General features: G+C 74.8%; 14 protein-coding genes, 1 tRNA gene and 3 pseudogenes. 13 read left to right on the top strand and 5 right to left on the bottom strand.

Annotation, left to right across the window (positions count from 1 at the left end):
• Positions 1-42 precede the first annotated feature (42 nt).
• The 3 genes from J116_RS02330 (at position 43) to J116_RS02320 (ending at position 3155) form a co-directional block, all read left to right on the top strand.
• The gene (locus tag J116_RS02330) at positions 43-993 is read left to right on the top strand and encodes a LysR family transcriptional regulator (RefSeq protein WP_023590969.1); all 951 of its coding nucleotides are present in this window, start codon (positions 43-45) and stop codon (positions 991-993) included.
• 91 nt (positions 994-1084) lie between these two features.
• Positions 1085-2452, top strand: a complete 1368-nt coding sequence (locus tag J116_RS02325) for an alpha-lytic protease prodomain-containing protein (protein ID WP_023590970.1) — start codon at positions 1085-1087, stop codon at positions 2450-2452.
• A 322-nt stretch (positions 2453-2774) separates the two neighbouring features.
• Positions 2775-3155: a DUF488 domain-containing protein gene (locus J116_RS02320; protein WP_079147637.1), complete on the top strand. Its 381-nt coding sequence runs from the start codon at positions 2775-2777 to the stop codon at positions 3153-3155.
• Positions 3156-3211: 56 nt separating this feature from the next.
• Here J116_RS02320 and J116_RS02315 read toward each other — a convergent pair whose 3' ends face one another.
• Positions 3212-3853: a DUF309 domain-containing protein gene (locus tag J116_RS02315; RefSeq protein ID WP_023590972.1), complete on the bottom strand. Its 642-nt coding sequence runs from the start codon at positions 3851-3853 to the stop codon at positions 3212-3214.
• Between the two features lie 126 nt (positions 3854-3979).
• On the opposite strand from J116_RS02315, the gene J116_RS02310 reads away from it, so the two are divergent.
• The 4 genes from J116_RS02310 (at position 3980) to J116_RS02295 (ending at position 9254) form a co-directional block, all read left to right on the top strand.
• Entirely contained in the window at positions 3980-6640 is a 2661-nt protein-coding gene (locus tag J116_RS02310; protein WP_023590973.1) for an ATP-binding protein, read from the top strand.
• A gap of 49 nt (positions 6641-6689) precedes the next feature.
• Positions 6690-6763 (top strand) — tRNA-Pro (locus J116_RS02305).
• A 415-nt stretch (positions 6764-7178) separates the two neighbouring features.
• Complete coding sequence (locus J116_RS02300; protein WP_023590974.1) at positions 7179-8636, top strand: serine/threonine-protein kinase; 1458 nt, start codon at positions 7179-7181, stop codon at positions 8634-8636.
• Positions 8637-8825: 189 nt separating this feature from the next.
• Positions 8826-9254 (top strand): hypothetical protein, encoded by a 429-nt coding sequence (locus J116_RS02295; protein WP_023590975.1) that lies wholly within the window; start codon positions 8826-8828, stop codon positions 9252-9254.
• Between the two features lie 430 nt (positions 9255-9684).
• On the opposite strand, the gene J116_RS31180 is transcribed toward J116_RS02295, so the two are convergent.
• On the bottom strand, positions 9685-9813 hold the full coding sequence (locus tag J116_RS31180; RefSeq protein ID WP_268810578.1) for a hypothetical protein: 129 nt from the start codon (positions 9811-9813) through the stop codon (positions 9685-9687).
• A 237-nt stretch (positions 9814-10050) separates the two neighbouring features.
• Between J116_RS31180 and J116_RS02290 the strand changes: the two genes are divergently transcribed.
• The 5 genes and pseudogenes from J116_RS02290 to J116_RS31345 form a co-directional block, all read left to right on the top strand.
• Positions 10051-10581: a hypothetical protein gene (locus J116_RS02290; RefSeq protein WP_139140456.1), complete on the top strand. Its 531-nt coding sequence runs from the start codon at positions 10051-10053 to the stop codon at positions 10579-10581.
• A gap of 153 nt (positions 10582-10734) precedes the next feature.
• On the top strand, positions 10735-11064 hold the full coding sequence (locus J116_RS02285) for a hypothetical protein (protein ID WP_023590978.1): 330 nt from the start codon (positions 10735-10737) through the stop codon (positions 11062-11064).
• Positions 11065-11136: 72 nt separating this feature from the next.
• Positions 11137-11421, top strand: coding sequence for a cellulose binding domain-containing protein (locus tag J116_RS30655; RefSeq protein ID WP_394331474.1), 285 nt, complete (start codon positions 11137-11139; stop codon positions 11419-11421).
• A pseudogene (locus tag J116_RS30650) lies at positions 11403-11537 on the top strand (response regulator transcription factor); the annotation flags it as partial. The gene J116_RS30655 and the pseudogene J116_RS30650, both read left to right, overlap by 19 nt.
• A gap of 231 nt (positions 11538-11768) precedes the next feature.
• Positions 11769-11999, top strand: a pseudogene (locus J116_RS31345) (NAD(P)-binding domain-containing protein); the annotation flags it as partial.
• Between the two features lie 602 nt (positions 12000-12601).
• Here the strand turns inward: J116_RS31345 and J116_RS02280 are convergent.
• From J116_RS02280 to J116_RS02270, 3 genes and pseudogenes are all read right to left on the bottom strand, one after another.
• A pseudogene (locus J116_RS02280) lies at positions 12602-14678 on the bottom strand (pectinesterase family protein).
• 149 nt (positions 14679-14827) lie between these two features.
• Positions 14828-15301, bottom strand: a complete 474-nt coding sequence (locus tag J116_RS02275) for a hypothetical protein (protein WP_235617301.1) — start codon at positions 15299-15301, stop codon at positions 14828-14830.
• 419 nt (positions 15302-15720) lie between these two features.
• Positions 15721-16521, bottom strand: a complete 801-nt coding sequence (locus tag J116_RS02270; RefSeq protein WP_023590981.1) for an SDR family oxidoreductase — start codon at positions 16519-16521, stop codon at positions 15721-15723.
• Between the two features lie 413 nt (positions 16522-16934).
• On the opposite strand from J116_RS02270, the gene J116_RS02265 reads away from it, so the two are divergent.
• Positions 16935-18890 (top strand): glycoside hydrolase family 15 protein, encoded by a 1956-nt coding sequence (locus tag J116_RS02265; protein ID WP_023590982.1) that lies wholly within the window; start codon positions 16935-16937, stop codon positions 18888-18890.

Genomic DNA, 18890 nt, shown 5'->3' with positions numbered 1-18890 from the left:
CAGAGTCTTGCCTCGTCGGTGCCGGGCGGCGAAGCTGCCGCCATGGACCTCGAGTTGCGGCATCTGAAGACGGTGCGGGCGATAGCCGACGCGGGCAGCCTCACCAAGGCCGCCACCGCGCTCGGACTGGCCCAGCCCGCCCTCAGCGCCCAGCTCAAGCGGATCGAGCGGGCACTGGGAGGCGCGCTGTTCGAACGCGGGCGGCACGGCGTACGGGCCACGCCCCTCGGCGAGCTCGTCCTGGAGCGGGCGCGGATCGTGCTGCCCGCCGTCAGCGAGCTCCAGCGCGACGCCGTACGGTTCGCCAGCGGCGCGGCGGGCGGCGCGGGCAGCCGCTACCGGCTCGGCGGCACCCACGGCCCGCTCCTCGGCGCCCTCGTGGACCGGCTCGCCGCCAGCCACCCGCGCGCCGCCGTCACCACCCACACCTCGTGGTCCGAGCGGGAGATCGCCGCCGCCGTCACCGAGGGCCGCCTCGACTACGCGCTCATCGGCACCTGCGGCACCAGCGCCCCGCCCGAGGACGACCGGCTGACCTGGCGGGAGATCGCCACCGACCCCGTCTTCGTCATGCTTCCCACCGGCCACCCGCTCGCCGCCCGCGACCAGGTGGACCTGACCGACCTCGCCGACGCCGCCTGGGCCGACGTACCCGGCGACGGCTGCTTCGCCGACTGCTTCCACGCCGCCTGCGCCCGCGCGGGCTTCACCCCGGCCCGCGTGTACGAGACGGACACGGCGTCCTGCGTCCACCTCGTCCAGGTCGGCCGCGCCGTCGGCCTGTGCCGCGCCACGTTCCCCGACACGGCCGGGCTCGTCACCCGGCCCCTCACCGGCACCCCCCTCGTGTGGCGCCACCTCATCGGCTGGCACCCCGACACCCCCGCCGGCCTCGCCGCCCCGTCGGTCGTCGCCCACGCGCGAGCCGCGCACGCCGAGGCGGCCGCGCGCAGCCGCAGTTACGCCGCCTGGAGGGCGTCGGCGCTCCCATAACGCCGAACAGAGGGAAAAACGACATCTTCTGAGGGCCGCTCGGCAACACCTACGGTTTCGGAACCCCCACCGAACCCGAGGAGAACACCCGATGCTCCACAGACACGCCGGAGCCGCGTTCGCCGCCGCGGCCGCCGTCGGCGCGCTCGTGCTCACCGCGCTCCCCGGCGCGGCGGCCGCGACGCCCGCACCGCCCGCCGCGACCCCGTCGGCGGCCGTCAGCATGGGCGCCGACAAGACGTCCCCCGAGGTACTGGCCGCGATGCAGCGGGACTTGGGGCTGAGCGCGTCCCAGGCCCAGCGCCGCCTGGTCAACGAGGCCGAGGCCGGAGCCGTCGCCGGACGCCTCGGCGGCACCCTCGGCGCTGACTACGCGGGCGCCTGGGTGCAGGGCGCCGAGTCGGCGACCCTCACCGTCGCCACCACGGACCCCGCCGACGCCTCCGCGATCCGCGCCGCGGGCGCCGAAGCCCGGGTGGTCCGCCACACCCTGGCCCGCCTCGACGCCGCCAAGTCCGCCCTCGACCGGGCCGCCGCCCGCGTCAACACCCGGGACGTGCCCGTCTGGTACGTGGACGTGCGCACCAACTCCGTCACCGTCAACGCCGTCAAGCGGGCCGCAGCGGAGGCGTTCCTGAAGACCGCGGCCGTCGACCGGTCCCTCGTCCGCGTCGAGACGTCCGCCGAACGGCCGCGCGCCCTCTACGACATCCGGGGCGGCGACGCGTACTACATGGGCGGCGGCCGCTGCTCGGTCGGCTTCGCCATCACCAAGGGCACCCAGCACGGCTTCGCCACCGCCGGGCACTGCGGGCGCGTGGGCACCGCCACCAGCGGCTTCAACCAGGTCGCCCAGGGCACCTTCCAGGGCTCCAGCTTCCCGGGCCGCGACATGGCGTGGGTGGCGGCCAACAGCAACTGGCGCTCCACCCCGTACGTCAAGGGCGCGAGCGGCCAGAACGTCCAGGTCACCGGCTCCACGCAGGCCGTCGTCGGCGCGTCGGTCTGCCGCTCCGGGTCCACCACCGGCTGGCACTGCGGGACGGTCCAGCAGCACAACACGAGCGTCACCTACCCGGAGGGCACGGTCAGCGGCGTGACCCGCACGTCCGTGTGCGCCGAGCCGGGCGACTCGGGCGGCTCGTACATCTCGGGCAGCCAGGCCCAGGGCGTCACCTCCGGTGGCTCCGGCAACTGCCGCACGGGCGGCACGACGTACCACCAGCCGATCAACCCGCTGCTCCAGACGTACGCGCTGACGCTCACCACGACGACCGACCCGGGCCCGGGGCCGGGTGAGCCTCCGGGCGAGCCGGGCGGCACGTGGGCGGCGGGCACGGTGTACAACGCCGGCGCCCAGGTCACGTACGGCGGCGCCACCTACCGCTGCCTCCAGACGCACCAGGCCCAGGTCGGCTGGGAGCCGCCGAACACCCCGGCGCTCTGGCAGCGGGTGTAGCCGCGGCCCCTGGCCGAAACGTCACGCCAGGCGGGGTGCCCGGGCCACAGGGGGCGGCCGCGGCCCCACGTCCTCCGGACCCGGCCCCCTGATCCTCCGGCCCACCCGGCCCCCGCCACCCCGCACCCCCGAGCCTGCCCGGCGGGGGTGCGGGCCTCTGCCCCGGCCCGGCCCGCCCGGTGCCGGGGGCAGCGCTGTGGTGCTTTCGGGGGCCGCCTCCCGGTGGTGCGGGGGAGGGGCTGGAGCGGGGCCGGGGCTCCCCGGGTCGTCCGGTCGGGCGGTGGGCGTTGCCGGGGCGTCGGCGCCGGGGGAGGCTGGGGGCGTGAGTCGTTCCGTGTCCCGAATCCGGCTGCGGCGAGTGTACGAGCCTCCCGGGCCCCGCGACGGCGTGCGGGTGCTCGTGGACCGGCTGTGGCCGCGCGGGCTGGCCAAGGCGGAGGCGCGGATCGACGAGTGGCCCAAGTCCCTCACACCGTCGACGGAGCTGCGCCGCTGGTTCCACGCGGCGGACGGGGAGCCGGACGAGTCGTTCGAGGAGTTCCGCCGCCGGTACGAGGCCGAGCTCGCCGAACCCGCCGCCGCCGAGGCCCTCGACCGTGTCCGGGAGCTCGCCCGGAAGGGCCCGCTCACGCTGCTCACGGCCGCCAAGGACCCGGAGCGCGGCCACGCCGCCGTGCTGCGCGACCTGCTCGGCGGCGCGTGACCGTACCGCCGGGTGCGGGCACCGCACGTTTCCGGCCGATCTCCGGCGCGCCCGCCCTAACGCCCGGTCAGGCGCGGTGCCTCCACGACCGGGTCCACCACCACCGCGCCCGGACCGGAACCCCCGGCAGGGCCCGTACCCCTGCTCCGGTCGCCGCCGGGACCCGGGCCGCCGTCCACGCCCCCGCCCAGCCGTTCCGCCAGGCCGCGCGCCCACCTCACGAGGCCGTCCACGTCGATCCCGTACGGCCCCGAAGCCCCGCCCTCGTCCGACCCGGGCCTCGCTGCCCCGGTCTCGTACGACCCAGGTGCCGACGCCTCGGCCCCGCCCCCGTAGGGGACGATCCGGTCCGCGCCGCGCAGCAGCAGCCGCGCGCCGCCCGAGGCGTTCCCGCGCGCCGCGTGGGTCAGCCCCACCGCCAGTTGCGCCAGGCCCCGCCACAGCTCGCGTTCCTCCCCGCGCCCCGCGTCGCCGCACGCTTTCCAGGCGTCCTCCAGCACCTCGTGGGCGTGGAACGGCAGCCCCGCGTCCAGCAGCCGCTGCGCCTCCCGCAGGCTCTCCTCGGGCGGGCGCTCCACACCCTCGGGCTGCCGCTCCACACCCGGCGACCCGTAGGGGAGCGGCCGGCCCAGCCCGTCCCTGGGCCGCGCGTTACGGGCGCGCCCCTCCACGTCACGGTCCCTGCGAGCCCTGTCCATCCGCCCATTGTCCCCGCACCGGGCCCGCGCGTGCCCGCCTGCGCCCGGACGGCCCGAATCGTCCCCTCTCCGAGGCGCGGCCGACTACCCTTGCTCTCGAACGTACATACGAGAAAGGGGGAGCGGATGCTGCCGTCCAGGGCGGAACACCGGCTGTCCGCACCGCTGCTGGAGCGGGAGCGCGAACTGGCCGTCGCCGCGCACGCCGTGGACGCGCTGACCGGCCAGAACGCCACCGGGGGACTGCTCGTCTTCCGGGGCGAGGCCGGCATCGGCAAGACGTCCCTGCTCGCGGAGATCGGCCGCCGCGCCGCGGGCCGCTGCTCCGTCCTGTCCGGCAAGGGCGGCGAGACGCTCACGTCCGTGCCGTTCCACGTACTGCGCCAGCTCCTCGTACCGGCCCTCCTGCCCCTGTCCGAGGAACGCCTGCGGCAGCTGTTCGGCGACCGCTTCGAGCTCACCGCGCCCGCCCTCGGCCTGGCCGCGCCGAGCTCGCCCCTCGCCGACCCGCAGGGCGTACGGGACGGCCTCGACCGGGTCGTCACCAGCCTCGCCGAACAGCGGCGCGACCAGCCACTCGTCGTCCTCGTGGACGACGCGCACTGGGCGGACGCCGAGTCGCTGCACTGGCTCGCCGAGTTCGCCGGACGCCTGCCCGGCCTGCCCCTGCTGATCGTCCTCGCCCACCGCGCCGACGCGTCCGCCGAACGGGGCGAGCCCGCCGCGACCCTGCTGCGCCGCGTCGCCGCGCAGGCCAGGCTCACCACCACGCTGCACGCCCTCACCGAGGACGCCACCGCCGACCTGGCCCGCGCCGCGCTCGGCGACCGCACCGACGACCCGTTCTGCCACGAGGTGTGGGCGGTCACCGGCGGCAACCCGTACGAGACCGTCGAGCTCCTCGCGACCGTACGGGACAGGAGTCTGGAGCCCGTCGCCCGCTCCGCCGGCCGGCTGCGCGACCTGGGCGCGTCGGCGCGCGGCAGCGGACTGGTCGCCCGCCTCCACGCGCTCGGCACCGCCGCCACCCGGTTCGCCTGGGCGGCCGCCGTCCTGGGCACCGAGATCCCGCTGCGGCTCGCCGCCACCCTGGCGGGCATGCCCGCCGACGAGGCCGCCGACTGCGCCGCCCGACTCCGCGAGGCCCGCATCGTCACCGGCTCCGACCCGCTGGAGTTCGCCCACCCGCTGGTCGCGACCGCCGTGTACCGCTCCATACCCGCCGCCACCCGCACCGCCATGCACGGACAGGCCGCCTGGGCCGTCACCCGCGAGGGCCTCGGCGCGGCCGCCGCGTCCCGCCACCTCCTGGAGGTCCACCCGGACGACGACCCCGACCTGGTCGAGCAGCTCCGCGAGGCCGCCCGCGAGCACCTGGCCGTCGGCGCGCCCGACGCGGCCCGCCGCTGCCTGGAACGCGCCCTCCAGGAGCCCCCACCACCCGAGGCGTACGCCGAGGTGCTGTACGAACTGGGCTGCGCCGCCCTCCTCACCTCACCGGCCGCCACCGTCGCCCACCTGCGCTCCGCGCTCGGACTGCCCGGCCTCGACCCGGCCCTGCGCGCCGACGCCACCTGGCGCCTCGGCCAGGCCCTCGCCCACAGCAACCAGCTGGCCGAGGCGTCCGCCACCGTCGCCGCCGAAGCCGCCCGCACCCCGCCCGGCCGCGCCCGCACCCGTCTGGAGGCGGCCCACTTCATGTACGAGTCGTTCCGCGCCGCCGAGGACGACCCGCACGGCCGCTCCCGGCGCCTCGCCGCGCTCGCCGACGGCCTCCCCGGCACCGACGACGCCGAACGGGCCCTGCTCTCCCTGCGCGCCTTCGACGCGATGCTGCGCGGCGAGGACGCCGCCCACGTCCTCGCTCTGTGCGGCCGCGCCCTCCTCGACGGCCGCCCCGCACCCGGGGTGAGCTGGACCGACACCGAGTGGGGCTTTGAGACACCCGCCATGATCGGCATCGCGTACGCATTCACCGACCGGCCCGGCCGCGCCCGCGCCCTGTTCGAGGAGGCCGTCCGCGCGTACGAGATATCCGGCTGGAGCGGCGCCCACCTCGCCTTCGCGCACACCCTGCTGGGCCTCGCCCACCGCCGCGCGGGCGACCTGCCCCGTGCCGAGTCGTTCCTCCGCGAGGGGCTGCGCCTCGCCGACCGTGCGGGCCGGGGCCTGGCCGTGCAGTGGGACGCCGTGTGCCTCCTGGTGGACACGCTCCTGGCGCGGGGCAGGACCGGGGAGGCCCGCGAACTGGCCGACGCGTACGCCTTCGGCCCGCCCTGGCCCAGCGCCATGGTCCTGCCCGACGGCCCCTGCGTACGAGGGCGGCTCCTCCTCGCGGAGGGCAGGACCCGTGAGGCGGCCGAGGAACTGGAGGCGGCGGGCCACGCCCTGGAGGCACGCGGCCGGCACAACGGCGTCTGGGCGCCCTGGGCCTGCGACCTGGCGCGCGCCCTCGCCGCCGACGACCCGGACCGGGCGGCCGCCCACGCGGACCTCGCCCGCGCCCACGCGGAACGCTTCGGCACCGGCACCGCCCTCGGGGAAGCCCTCCGCTGCGCCGCCCTGTTCGCCGCCCCCGACGAGGCGCGCGCCCTCCTGGCGGACGCGGTGCGCCACCTGGAGGCGTCACCGTCCGCGTACGAACGCGCCCTGGCCCGCCGCGACCTCGGCGTCGCCCTCGGCTCCCGTGACGAGCTGGCCCGCGCGGCGGACCTGGCCGCGGCCTGCGGCGCCGACGCCCTGGCCGCCCTGACCCGCCGGGCGCTTTCGGACCTGCCCGCGCGGTGAGGTAATGTTCTCTTGCGCGCTCACCCGGCGAGACCGGGCCGAAGCGCATCGGGACGTGGCGCAGCTTGGTAGCGCACTTGACTGGGGGTCAAGGGGTCGCAGGTTCAAATCCTGTCGTCCCGACTCGCGAGAGTCGCAGGCCAGGGGCCGTTTCAGAGAAATCTGGAACGGCCCCTTGGCCGTTTCCGGGGACCACTTGGGGACCGGTCCGCCGCGACCGTCGGCGGGCGGCCACGACGGGGCTCGGTTGGTGACCACGCGCTACGCGCGGTGGCGCTGGGGCCAAGGGGTCGCAGGTTCACATCCTCCCGATGGTGCGGAAACGCGGGCCGGAGGCCGCGTGCCCGTTCGTGGCCGGCGTTTTCGGCCGCGTCGTGACCGGCGCCCCCGAGGCCGTGTGCGGGACGGGGATGTCCGGCGGCGGAGGGGGCACACGTGCACACGGTGCTCGCACCCGCGCGGCCGGGCATGCCATCGGCAGCGCACACGTGGGCGGGCGGACGACGGCAGGTGACAACGGGACGCAGGGAGCGCAGGGATGAAAGTCCGCTCGTGGCCGATCCGATGGGACAACAGGCTCACCGCCCACGTGGTGGCCGGACGCTACCGGCTCGACGACCTGCTGGGTCGTGGCGGCGCTGCCGATGTGTACGAGGGCGTGGACCTGCGCCTGCGCCGACCGGTCGCGGTGAAGGTGTTCCGCCCGGGCGGTGCAGCCGACACGGAGGAGCGGTTCGACGGCGAGGGCCGGCTGCTGGCGCAGCTGCAGCACCCCGGCCTGATCACGGTGTATGACTGCGGCCGGGACGACGGAACGCCCTACTTGGTGATGGAGCTGGTCAGGGGCACGACTCTGCGCCGGCGGATCGCCACGGGCCCGCTGGCGCCCGCCGAGGCGGGCCGGATCGGAGCCGCGCTGGCCTCGACGCTGGCCCATGTGCACGAGGCCGGAGTCGTCCACCGCGACGTCAAGCCCGCGAACATCCTGCTGGACGAGGCGGGCGCTCCCCGCCTGACGGACTTCGGCATCTCCAGGCTGCTCGGCACCACGGCCCGGACCGTCCCGGGCGCCTTGGTGGGGACCGCCGCCTACATGGCCCCGGAGCAGGTGCTGGGCCGGGGCGCCGGGCCGGCGGCGGACATCTACAGCCTGGGACTGGTGCTCATCGAGTCGATCAAGGGTGAACTGGAGTACGACGGGGCGCCGCTGGAGGCCGCGATGGCCCGGCTGCACCGGCCGCCGGTCATTCCGCCGGAGACACCGGCGGCGGTCGTCGGACTGCTGGAAGCCATGACCGACGCGGACGAGAGCCGCCGGCCGGACGCCCGGGCCTGTGTGCGCGCCCTGGCCGCCTTGGCACCGGAGGATCCCGCGGGGGCGGCCGACGCCCCCGCGGGATCCTCCGTGCTCGCGGCTCCGCCCATGAGCGGCGAGGACGGCGCCGACGAGCGGAATCCGGACACGCTGAGGTCGAACGGGGCGGGCGCGGCGGTGGAGGTCGCCGAGGCCGCCGTCCCTGCACACGGCGGGCCGGTGCCCGCACGATCCTCTTCCGGCCGGCCCGCCGCGCGCCGGGCCGGCCGGAACCTGCTGACCGCCGGCGCGGCACTGACCGTTCTGGGCGTCGGACTGGCCGGTTCGGTGGGCGGGCCGTCCGCCGAGGCGGAGAACGCCGCCTCCGTTCCGCCCAGCCCCGCCGTGTCCGTTCCGCCTAGCCCCGCCGCGACCGAGCCGGCGCCCTCGACCACCTCGCCCGCTCCGCCCACCGGAGCCGCCCCCGTCTCCGCGCCCGCGCCGCGCTCCCCCTCGTACACCGGGGACCGGGGGGCCGCCGGCTCCGAGGGTGCGGCGGTCGACAGCGGTACGCCGTCGGCTCCCGGCGTCCCGGAGCAGCGGCGCCGTGCGACCGGTCCCGGAGCAGCCGGGCCGGCCCCCCAGAAGGGCGAGGCGCGGCAGGAGAAGCCGAAGCCGGCCAAGGGCAGGCACGCGCGGTGACACCGCTGCGGCTCTCGGCGCTCACGCCGCCTGACCGAGCACCAGACGGTCGACTCGCCGACTGCCTGGCCGGGGCGGTGGCGGCCGGGTTGCGGCAAACCCTGAAGGGAGCGGTGGTGTCATGACGATCGGTATACCCGCGAAGGGCTCGGCCCCGATCGGCGCGAGCACAGAGCGTACGCCAGGACCGTGGCCCGTACACCGGTCGCCGTCTGGGGGGACGACCTCACCGACTGGGCGGCGGCGCCGACGTACTACGCGGTGCTGGTCGACCTCGTCGCCGTCCGCCAGCACCGCACTTGCACCAACCTGCACCCCCTGACGAACTCGACCTACAGCAGCGAACTCCTCACCACCCGCCTCGGCGCCCCGAACATCCGCGGCCCGCCCGTCTGGACCGACGCCAACGGCCGGCACTGGATTCACCCCGCACAGCACACCCCACGCACCCAGCTCCCCCGCCGCGTCCGGCCGGATGACCGAGACACGATCCGCAGACTCATGAGCCGCGCCATCCCCATCCCCAAGAAATGGATCTCCATGGGTCGACCCGGCGGTCTCACCGTCGATCCCGCCACCCACATCCCGGGCGGCGGGGCAAAGACGCGCGCTCCGTGACACCGGGCTCCTGCCCCACAGTCGGGCAGCAGGCGGATACATCGGCGGGAACAAGACCATCAAACTGCGCCTGACCACCGGACTCTCCAGGGACTGACCGGTCCGGAACCGGGAGCCCGGCCCTGTTGGTGTTGGAGAACGGTCCCCGCTCAACTGCGACGCGAGCGGAACCCGTTCTTCAACACCGGCCGGGCCGCCAGCAGCGCGTGCGCCAATTGGCAGTCGCCTTCCGGGCCGATCGGGGCTCCAGGGCATCCCTGATGCCTCTGCAGGCATGCGGAGAGGTGCGACCCCGGGACGGCTTGAGGTCCTCGCACAGGCACTCGGCTGGACAATGACCGTTCTCCGGGGACCATCTGGGGACCAACGTGCTCGACCGGAGTCGGCGCGCGACGACGATCGGACCCGGCAGGGACCGAGGTGCGCGCCTTCACGCTGAGGGGGCGGTGGGCGCGGCGCCGACGGCGGTGATCCGGCGGAGGTCCGGGTGCGGACGGCGCTGCTTGGTGGTGAGCGGTTCGTGCGAGCCCTTCACACCTGCTGACCTGCGACTGCTCATGACAAAAGAGGTTCGGTCTCCTCCTTCAGCGGGATTTCATCGGCTTCACAGCGGCTCAGGGCAGGGTTGGCGACGTTGCACCGGGGCCGTACCGTTCCCCGGCCTCGCTCGATGAGGACGCACACGCGCTTTCCGCGCACGTCCCTCCGAACACCGTCATCCCGCCCGGCCACGCCGGTGGATCCAGGTCGGGATGACACCGGCTAGCGACCCTGCATCGGACCGAAGAAGAACTCCATGACCAGTCCCGCTCCCCGCAGTCCCTACGGCCCCGACGCCACAGCTCACGGCGACGGAGTCCCGGCCCGTCGCGCACCTCGGGTGCGGAGACCGCGCCGCCCGCTCCTGGCCACCGCGTTCATCATCTATGCCCTGCTGGTCGGCCTGGTGCTGACGGGTGGGGTGCTCTACCTCATGTACACGACCTGGGTGTGGATGCAGGACGCCCCGCCCGGGAGCGACCGGGGCATCGGCGGTGTCGTCGGCCTGTTCATCTGCTGCGTGGGGCTGCTGTTCGGCCTGACCATTCTCGTCGGCGGGATCGGCTCACTCATCAAGGCGGACTTCGGTCCCTCCCTCGTGAGTTTCGGGTGCAATCCGCTCCTCGTCCTTTCGCTGCTGGCCGTGGGCAGAGGACTGATCATGTGGGAGCCGAGCTCCCACGACTGGCGCCTGCAGATGAGTGGATTCGCGACTGCCGCGGTGGTGCTGGGCATGGGGTCGGTGCTGTACAAGGCGCCGTCGACGCGTGAGTACTTCGGGATGTGACCGGACCGGGTTCGACAGCGATCCCCTGTGATCTGAACGTGGCCTGCCGACGGCCGGTCTTCGGCCACCGCTCCTCCGCTGCCGGGCCGCCTTCAAGAGCTCTTCCCCGCGCGGCCTCCCGTTTCCCTCGCACCGAAAGGCGTAAGCCCGCTCATGACATCCGCTTCCCACGCACGCACGACAAAGATTCTGAAGGTTCTCCTCTGGGCCGGCCTGGGAGTCGCCTTGTGGGGCGGCGTCGCGTGGTGGACCAACCACGACGAAGCCGGGAAATGCGGTGACGACATGATGCGGCCTGGTGACGTGTGCAACACCATCAGTTCGCGGGGCGGGAGTTCGGCGACGTACGAAGAGGCCCTGCGGAACCATCAGGACCTCCTCCTGCTCGACAAGGCGCTCACCGGGGGCGGCGCCGCGGTGTTCGTCCTGTCCGCGGCCGGCCTGGTCCTGGTGACGTTCACCCGAGGGGGCAGGGGGGCATAGCCGCTGTCCTGCCGAGCGGATGGCCTGCGTCGGGGGCGGCCTCGACGAGCTGCGGGCCGAGGACCATGGCGGGTGGCGGGCCTGGTCGTGACGTCGGTCACCTCGGCCTTGTCCGTTGCGCGGCGGGGGCCGGGCCATGGGAGGACCTCCACCTGGGACGCCACGGTGACCGGCTCCGGCACCAGGTGGACCCCCAGGAACCTCTTCTACAACGGAAGCCTCGCCCGGCGCCAGGTCTCCTTCGGCTTCAACGGCACCGGCACCGGCGGCGCAAGCCCCACCGGCTGCACCTCGACGGCGCCCCCTGCGACGGCTCCGGAACCCCGGGAGACACCCCGATCGCCGACCGTATGGTGATCAGCCCGACCACCGCGAAAACCCACGTCAACCGGGCCATGACCAAGCTCCGCACCCGCGACCGCGCCCAACTCGTCGTCCCTGCCTACGAGTCCGGCCTGGTCGTCCCGCGCGGAGCGTCTAGCCCCGCGACCCGTGGCTTTCCCTACCCGCCCGTGGAGCCGTCTGCCATGGGTCCCCCTGCGCATCGCCCCTGCGGGACCAGGACCCGGGACCGGGGCCGCGAGGTCAGGGCTGCGACCCGGGGGCGGCGCGGGCGGAACTAGGGCCGTAGGACGGACGGGGTACGGAAGCTCCTGTCTCCGGGCCGAGGCGGCCGTGGGCCCGGCCGCCGTAGCGTCGTCGCCATGAAGATCGGAATTCTCGGAACAGGCAATGTGGGACGCGCCCTGGCCGGCGCGTGGGCGCGCGCCGGGCACGAGGTCGTCCTCGGGTCGCGGCGGGCCGAAGACGCGGGCGCGGTCGCCGAGTTGACGGCGGCGGTGGAGGGCGCACGGGTCGTGGACCCCGCGTCCGCCGTCGCTGCGGCCGACGTGGTGGTCAACGCGACGCCCGGCACGGCCTCCGTGCCGCTGCTCGCCCGGATCGGCGCGCCGGCGCTGGCCGGGAAGGTGCTGCTCGACGTGGCGGTCGGCTTCACCGAGGACAACGACCTCTCCCACTTGGGGGAGAGCCTCGGCGAGGAGATCCAGCGGACGTTCCCGGGCGCACGGGTCGTCAAGACGCTTTGCACCATCGACCAACAGCTCATGATCGACCCGGCTTCCGTCGAGGGCCCGAGCACGGTGTTCCTATCGGGCGACGACGCCGAGGCCAAGCGCGTGGTCGGCGCGCTCCTGAACGACCTCGGCTGGCCGCGGGAGTCGCTCCTCGACCTGGGCGGCATCGCGACGGCCCGCGGCCAGGGAGCACTACAGCCTGCTGTTCATCGGCATCGCGAACGCCATCGGCTCGTACGGCTTCGGCATCCGCGTGGTCCCCTCGGTCCGCGACTAGCGGCCGCCACCCCCTGCTGCACGGCGGTCGCGGGCCGCGTCCGAGCGGTACGGCGTTCCGGTGCGGCGGCCCCGTTTCGTGCCGTACGGCCTCGGCGCGGCGGCCGTGTGCGAGGCGTACGGACTCGGGTGCGGCGGCCGGGTTCGTGGCGTACGGCCGCCGCACCGGGGTGGCGCGTGGCGGGTCAGGACTCGGTGGGGGTCCAGCCGCCCAGCCAGTCCACGACCTCCTGGCCGGCCGCCTGCGCCGGGGTCAGGTGCGGCCGGTCGGCGCTCGCCGGTGCCCGCGCCGGGCCCGGAGTTGCGGTACTCGGCGAAGCGGGCACCCTTCCACGGGAAGCCGCTCATGTCGGTCCACGGCGCCGTCCTGACCGCGTCGCTGAGCGTCGTGTCCCGCACGGTGACCTGCGGGTGCAGCGTCGCGTCGCCGCCCGCGTACCAGGGCCGGCCGAGGTGGAACGTGCGAGGCGCCACGTCGCCGTTGACCACGGACCGGTTGATGAGGAAGCCCTTGCGGTTCGCGGGGGTGCTGGGCGCGGCGATGTACCCGGCGGACGTGCCGTTCCAGCGCTTCTTGAGCGTCAGGACCGACTTGTCGATCACGGCGGTGGCGCGGCCGAAGACGAAGTCCACGTTGCCCGTGATGTACGAGCCGGTGACGTACACCCGGCCGAGCCGGTCCTTCGCGGCGGTGTCCAGCAGCAGCGTGTCCTGGTCTCCCTCGACGATGATCCGGTCGAGGAGGACCCGGTCGGCCGCCGTGCGCAGGGCGACGGCCTGGTGGCCGCTGAAATGCTGGTTCCGCGCCTCGTCGAAGTCGTTGGCGATCGTCAGGTTGCGGGCCTGGAAGTCGTCGGCCTCCACGGCCACGGTGGCGCTGCCCCCGGCGCCGTACGTGCCCGAACCGTCCGGCTTCGGCGTGCCCGACGCGTTGCCGTAGACGATGACCGTGTCCTTGCGGCTGCCGCCGGAGCCCTGGATGGTGACGTGCGGCTTGTTCGCCGGGACCTTCACCGTCTCGCGGTACGTGCCGGGCGCGACGGAGATGACCACCCTTGACGGGTTGTTCGCCGGTACGGCGTCCACGGCCTTCTGCACGCTGGTGAACCGGGCCCCGCTCTTCGCGACGGTGAGGGTACTCGCGGCGGCGGCCGGTGCCGCCGCCGTCGCCGCCGTGCCGATGGACGCCCTCGGCCCGGCGCCCGCCTTCAGCAGCGCGGGCACCGCGTCGGCGCGGTCCGGCGTGTACGCGTACGACGCCCTCGGGTCGAACGCCGCGCCGCCGCCGCTCTCGTTGCGGCCGCTCGTACCCGAGAAGACGTTGCCGCGCTGGACGAGCGCGGCGGTGGCGTCCCGGATGACGGGGTTGCGCACGCCCTGGAAGTAGCTGTTCTCCAGCACCATCCGGGTCTTCCCGCGCGCGTAGTTGCCGTACGCGGAGGTGATGCGCGTGCCCGGCGTGTCCTCCAGGTAGTTGTTGTAGAGGTGCGCGCGGGCGGCGTTGTCCGTGGACGGGTTGCGCTGCTCGGTCTCGCGCAGCCAGTTGTGGTGGATCGTGATGTCGGTGACGGTATTCGGGGTCCAGCCGATGCCGAAGGTCTTGTTGTTGTGGCTCATCCGGTTCCACGACACGGTCACGTACGTGCTGTCCTTGCGCACGTCGATGAGGCCGTCCGCCATGTTCCGCAGGTCGTTGTGGCCGATCCACACATGGTGGGCGCCGTCCATCTGCACGGCGTCGAAGTCGTGGTCCTTGTCGTTCCAGACGCCCTGGTAGGAGTCGCGGATCGTCAGGTTGCGGATGATGACGTTGTGGACGCCCGGGCCGAGGAAGAAGCCGCCGCCCACGATGTGCCCGCTGGTGCCGGACCCGACGATCGTCTTGTCGGACGCGACCCGGATCTCCTTGCCCACCGGGTCCATCGTGATCGTCCCGGCGACGACGATGACGTACGGCTCGGCGGCGGTCGCGTACTTCTCCAGGTCCGCGAGCGTCCTCACGGTCACCGTCCGGCCGCCCCGGCCGCCGTACGTCCCGTTCTGCCCGAGCGCGTGGACCGAGGCGAACCCGTCGGCCGCCTCGCTCGCCCAGGCGGGTGCCGCCGCTGTCGCGGCGTCGGCGGACGGCCGGCCGTCACCGCCGAAGACGCCGAAAGCCCCTCCGTAGGCGAGGGCACCGGCGGCGGCGAGGGCGAGGGGGACACCGGCGACGAGGGCCGTCCTGCGCCTGCGGTGCCGCGCCCGGCCACGTGTTTCCGTCATGTACTGCTCCGATACCGCGTCGGGGATGTGCTGCTCGCGCGGAAGGCCGAGCACGGAGCAGTCGCCGCGGCGGCGCGGAAGGTTGCCGCCCTCGTCGCATCCCGTGCCACACGCGCACGGAACGAGTGGGGAGCCCGGGCGGAACGACGTCAGTGCAGGTCCGCCCGGAAGGGGTGGCGGTGGTCGGCGGGGCAGGTGAACACGCGCGGCTCTCCCCACCGGCCGACGACGACACCGGTCTCGTCGTCGCTGGCCACGGTGAACAGGAGCGTCATGGCCGTGCCACAGCCACCGCAGGAGAACACGGCGGGGTGCGACAGGTGCCAGGTCGGCCGGCCGCCGAGTTTCCACCCGGCGAGGCGGGTGATGGCGTCACCACCGTCGCCGGTCGCGCGGACCAGTTCCTCCAGCCGAGGACGCAGCTGCGCGGGCAGCTCCTCACGGAACGGCAGGTCGGTCACGTGCTCGGCGGTGACGGCGCACGCACGGGGCAGGTAGCAGTCCTCGTCGTACCGCGAGGGTGGGGGCGGGCTCGTCAACCGGCTGGTCGCGTCGGCTGCCCGCCGCCATCGCAGCTCCAGTACGGGGCTGGCGTCGGCCTGGCCCAGTGCTCGTTGGGGCACCAGAGGATCTGCAAGAGGTCGATGCCGACGGGCCACCAGGGTCCGGGCACGTCGCGCCGGAAGATCTGTGCGAGCGGGACCATGGCCGTCGCGGCCGCGCCGTCAGGGCTGTTCACATCGGGCAGGGAGCACTCGGGCCACGGTTCGTCACCCGGCCACAGCAGTGGCCCGCCGATCGAGCTGTCGCAGCGGTCCGGCCGCGCACGCTCGGGATGGAGTACGGCCGCGTCACGCGCGTGGGGCGAGTTCGGGAAGCACGGCGAGTACCGCCTCGATCGTCGGTCGGGCAGTGCGGGTCATCGTGTCTTCCCATCGGCCGGTCGGGGATCGCTCGCAGCAAGGCAGGCTGTGACAGCGGTCCCCGCTCGCGGATCATGAGCGAGCCGGGCGGGTCTGCGCGGGCGGGTGCCCGGGTGGGGCTACTCGGGTGCCCTGGCCCGTAGCCATGTCGACCATGACGTGGTGCCGCGTCGGCCCGACGGGCAGGTCAGGTCGCGGGCCGCGCGGACCGCCCGCTCCGGGACCGGCAGCCGTACGGTACGGACCGGCCGCACCCGGAACCGCCGCCACTGGTCCACCAGTTCCTCCAGCGAGAGCACCTCCGGGCCGCCGAAGTCCTCGCACTGCCCGCCCGGCCCCGCCTCGACCCGCTCCGCGACGTACGCGGCGAAGTCGGCCGTATCGACCGGCTGCGTCTCCAGGTCCGCCGGCACCGGAAGCACCGGCATCCGCGCCGCCCTGCCCAGCATCCGGTCGGCCAGCCAGTGGAACTGCGTCGCCCGCAGCACCGACCACGGCACGCCCCCGGCCCGTACCAGCCGCTCCGCCTCCCGCTTCACCCGCAGGTACGGCAGCCGCGACCGGTCCACCCCGACGATCGACACGTACACGAGGTGACCGGCTCCCGCCCGCGCGGCCTCGTCCAGCAGGCGGCGCGTGCCGAACACGTCCACGTCCCCCGGCGTCCGCACCAGGTCGGCGGGGAGCGGGTAGCCGCGCCGCGCGGCCGGTGACCAGGTGGCGGCGTGCACGACGGTACGGACACCCGCCACGGCCTTTGCGACCCCGGCGCCCGTGGCCAGATCGCCCCGCACCCACTCCACGTCCGGGTCGTCACCCCGGGACCTGGCGAGCACCCGCACCCGGTGGCCGGGCTTCAGCAGCCGCACCAGATCCCGCCCCAGGTGCCCGGTCCCGCCCGTGACCAGCACGGTCTCCATCGCCCACACCTCCGTACCGAGTCCCGGCCCCTGCCGGGCCGCCGACCGTACGCCGCCGGGCCGCTGTCCGTACGGCGCACCGGTCGTATGCCGTCGGGCCGCTGTCCGCCCGCTGCCGGTCGGAGGCGGGCCGTTGTCCGTCCGACTGTGCCACCGCGTCCGGGGCCCGGCACGCCGCGGATGCCCAACGGGGCGGTACGGCGCGGCACGGGGACGACGCGGGGCGGTACGGGGCCGGTACGCGGCGGTACAGGACCCGGTACGGGGCGGCTCTGCGCCGATCGGGCGGCGGCGCCGCGTGGCTGGTGGCCGCGTGGCGAACCCGGGTACGAGAACCGGGGTACGAGAGTCGGGCGGTCGGCGTGTCGTCGTACCGGCACGTCGGCTTGACGTACGCGAGCGGAGGACGTTCCTTGCCCGGTCACCCCCGAGACGCCGGACCGAGCGCCACCGGGCCCCGTACGGGAGGCCCCGGAGCGGGCTCGGCGCGCACGCCCATCGGCGACTACGGGCTGCTCTCCGACCGGCACAGTGCCGCCCTCGTCAGCCGTACGGGCGCGGTCGACTGGCTGTGCTTCCCCCGCTTCGACAGCGCCGCCGTGTTCGCCGCCCTCCTCGACGACCGCGCCGGGACCTGGACGATCCGTCCGCGCGGCCCGGCGGACAGCACTCGCGCGTACGTCGGCGACAGCATGGTCCTGCGCACCACCTTCACCACCCCCACCGGCACGCTCGCCCTCACCGACGCCCTCGCCACCGGACCGGGCGACGACCCGCACCGGCTCGGCGCCCACGCGCCGCACGTGCTCATCCGCTCCGTGACCTGCACCGCCGGCACGGCCGACATCACGGTCACCTGCCGGCCCCGGCCCGAGTACGGGCTCGTCGCCCCGCTGCTGACCGTGTGCGACGGCGGCGTCCTCGCCCGGGGCGGCCCCGCCGTCCTCGCCCTGACCAGCCCCGTGCCGCTCGACGCGGACGGCGAAGAGGCGACCGGCACCGCCACCCTCCGGGCCGGCGACACCCTGAGCTTCGCGCTGCACTGGGCGCCGCTCGGCGGGCCCGAGCCGCGCGTGTGGGGCCAGGACGAGCTGGCCGCCGAACTGGCGCACACGCTCGCCGCCTGGGAGGCGTGGTCCCGTACCCACCAGGCGTACACGGGCCCCTGGAAGGAGCAGGTGCACCGCTCCGGCCGCGTCCTCCAGGCCCTGTCGTACCAGCCGACCGGTGCCGTCGTCGCCGCGCCGACCACCTCGCTGCCCGAGGACCCCGGCGGCGTGCGGAACTGGGACTACCGCTACGCCTGGGTGCGCGACGCCGCGTTCACGATGGACGCCCTGTGGGTGGCGGCCTGCCCGGACGAGGCCGACGAGTTCTTCTCGTTCATGGCGGCCGCCGCGGCCTCCGGCTGGTCCCGCGCCCACCTCCAGATCGTGTACGGGGTGGGCGGCGAGCACGACCTGACGGAACGGGAACTGCCGCACCTGGCGGGCTGGGCGGCCAGCAGGCCGGTGCGCGTCGGCAACGACGCCTGGCGGCAGCCGCAGCTCGACGTGTACGGCGAGCTGCTCGACACGGCCGCCCGCTTCGAGGAGCAGCTGCGCTCCCGGCCGCCGCTGTGCGCGTTCCTGGCCGGACTGGCGGACGCCGCCGCGGAGGCGTGGCGCGAGCCGGACCACGGCATCTGGGAGATCCGCGGCGAGCCCCGTCACTTCCTGTACTCGAAGCTGATGTGCTGGGTCGCCCTCGACCGCGCGGTGCGGCTCGCGGGCAGCCTGACCGGTGACGGTGACGGTGACGGTGACGGTGGAGGCGGGGGTGGCGGGGGTGGCGGTGACCGGCTGGGCGTGGGCGGGCGCGCCGAGCGGTGGCGCGCCGCCCGTGACGAGGTGCGCGACGCGATCCTGGCCCATGGCTGGAACCCGGCCGTCGGCGCGTACACCCAGTCCTTCGGCGCCGACGACCTCGACGCCTCGGCCCTGATGCTGTCCCTCACCGGCTTCCTGCCCGCCGACGACCCGCGTGTCCTCGCCACCGTCGACGCCGTGGACGCCCGGCTCACGGACGCCCGCGGTCTGGTACGCCGCTACCGCACCGCGGCCGGCGTCGACGGGCTGGCCGGGGAGGAGGGCAGCTTCCTGCTGTGCACGTTCTGGCTCGCCCAGGCGCAGGCGCTGGCCGGGCGCGCCGACCGTGCCCGCGCGGTGTTCGAGCGGGCCGCCGCCCACGCCAACGACCTGGGGCTTCTCGCCGAGCAGGTCCACCCCCGCACGGGCGAACCGCTCGGCAACTTCCCGCAGGCGTTCAGCCACATCGGCCTGGTCAACGCCGCGTGGGCCATCGCCCGGGCGGAGGGCACGGCCGGGTAG

Origin of the sequence: Streptomyces thermolilacinus SPC6 (genome assembly GCF_000478605.2) — a bacterium.
Classification (GTDB): Bacteria; Actinomycetota; Actinomycetes; order Streptomycetales; family Streptomycetaceae; genus Streptomyces; species Streptomyces thermolilacinus.
Note: the sequence above shows the minus strand (reverse complement) of the source record. Positions and strands in the feature narration are given on the sequence as shown.

Coding starts and splice junctions, on each gene's coding strand:
- J116_RS02310 (WP_023590973.1), top strand. CDS start 3,980: ATGCTGCCGTCCAGGGCGGAACACCGGCTGTCCGCACCGCTGCTGGAG.
- J116_RS02330 (WP_023590969.1), top strand. CDS start 43: ATGGACCTCGAGTTGCGGCATCTGAAGACGGTGCGGGCGATAGCCGAC.
- J116_RS31180 (WP_268810578.1), bottom strand. CDS start 9,813: ATGAGCAGTCGCAGGTCAGCAGGTGTGAAGGGCTCGCACGAACCGCTC.
- J116_RS02290 (WP_139140456.1), top strand. CDS start 10,051: ATGACCAGTCCCGCTCCCCGCAGTCCCTACGGCCCCGACGCCACAGCT.
- J116_RS02315 (WP_023590972.1), bottom strand. CDS start 3,853: ATGGACAGGGCTCGCAGGGACCGTGACGTGGAGGGGCGCGCCCGTAAC.
- J116_RS02270 (WP_023590981.1), bottom strand. CDS start 16,521: ATGGAGACCGTGCTGGTCACGGGCGGGACCGGGCACCTGGGGCGGGAT.
- J116_RS02300 (WP_023590974.1), top strand. CDS start 7,179: ATGAAAGTCCGCTCGTGGCCGATCCGATGGGACAACAGGCTCACCGCC.
- J116_RS02285 (WP_023590978.1), top strand. CDS start 10,735: ATGACATCCGCTTCCCACGCACGCACGACAAAGATTCTGAAGGTTCTC.
- J116_RS02325 (WP_023590970.1), top strand. CDS start 1,085: ATGCTCCACAGACACGCCGGAGCCGCGTTCGCCGCCGCGGCCGCCGTC.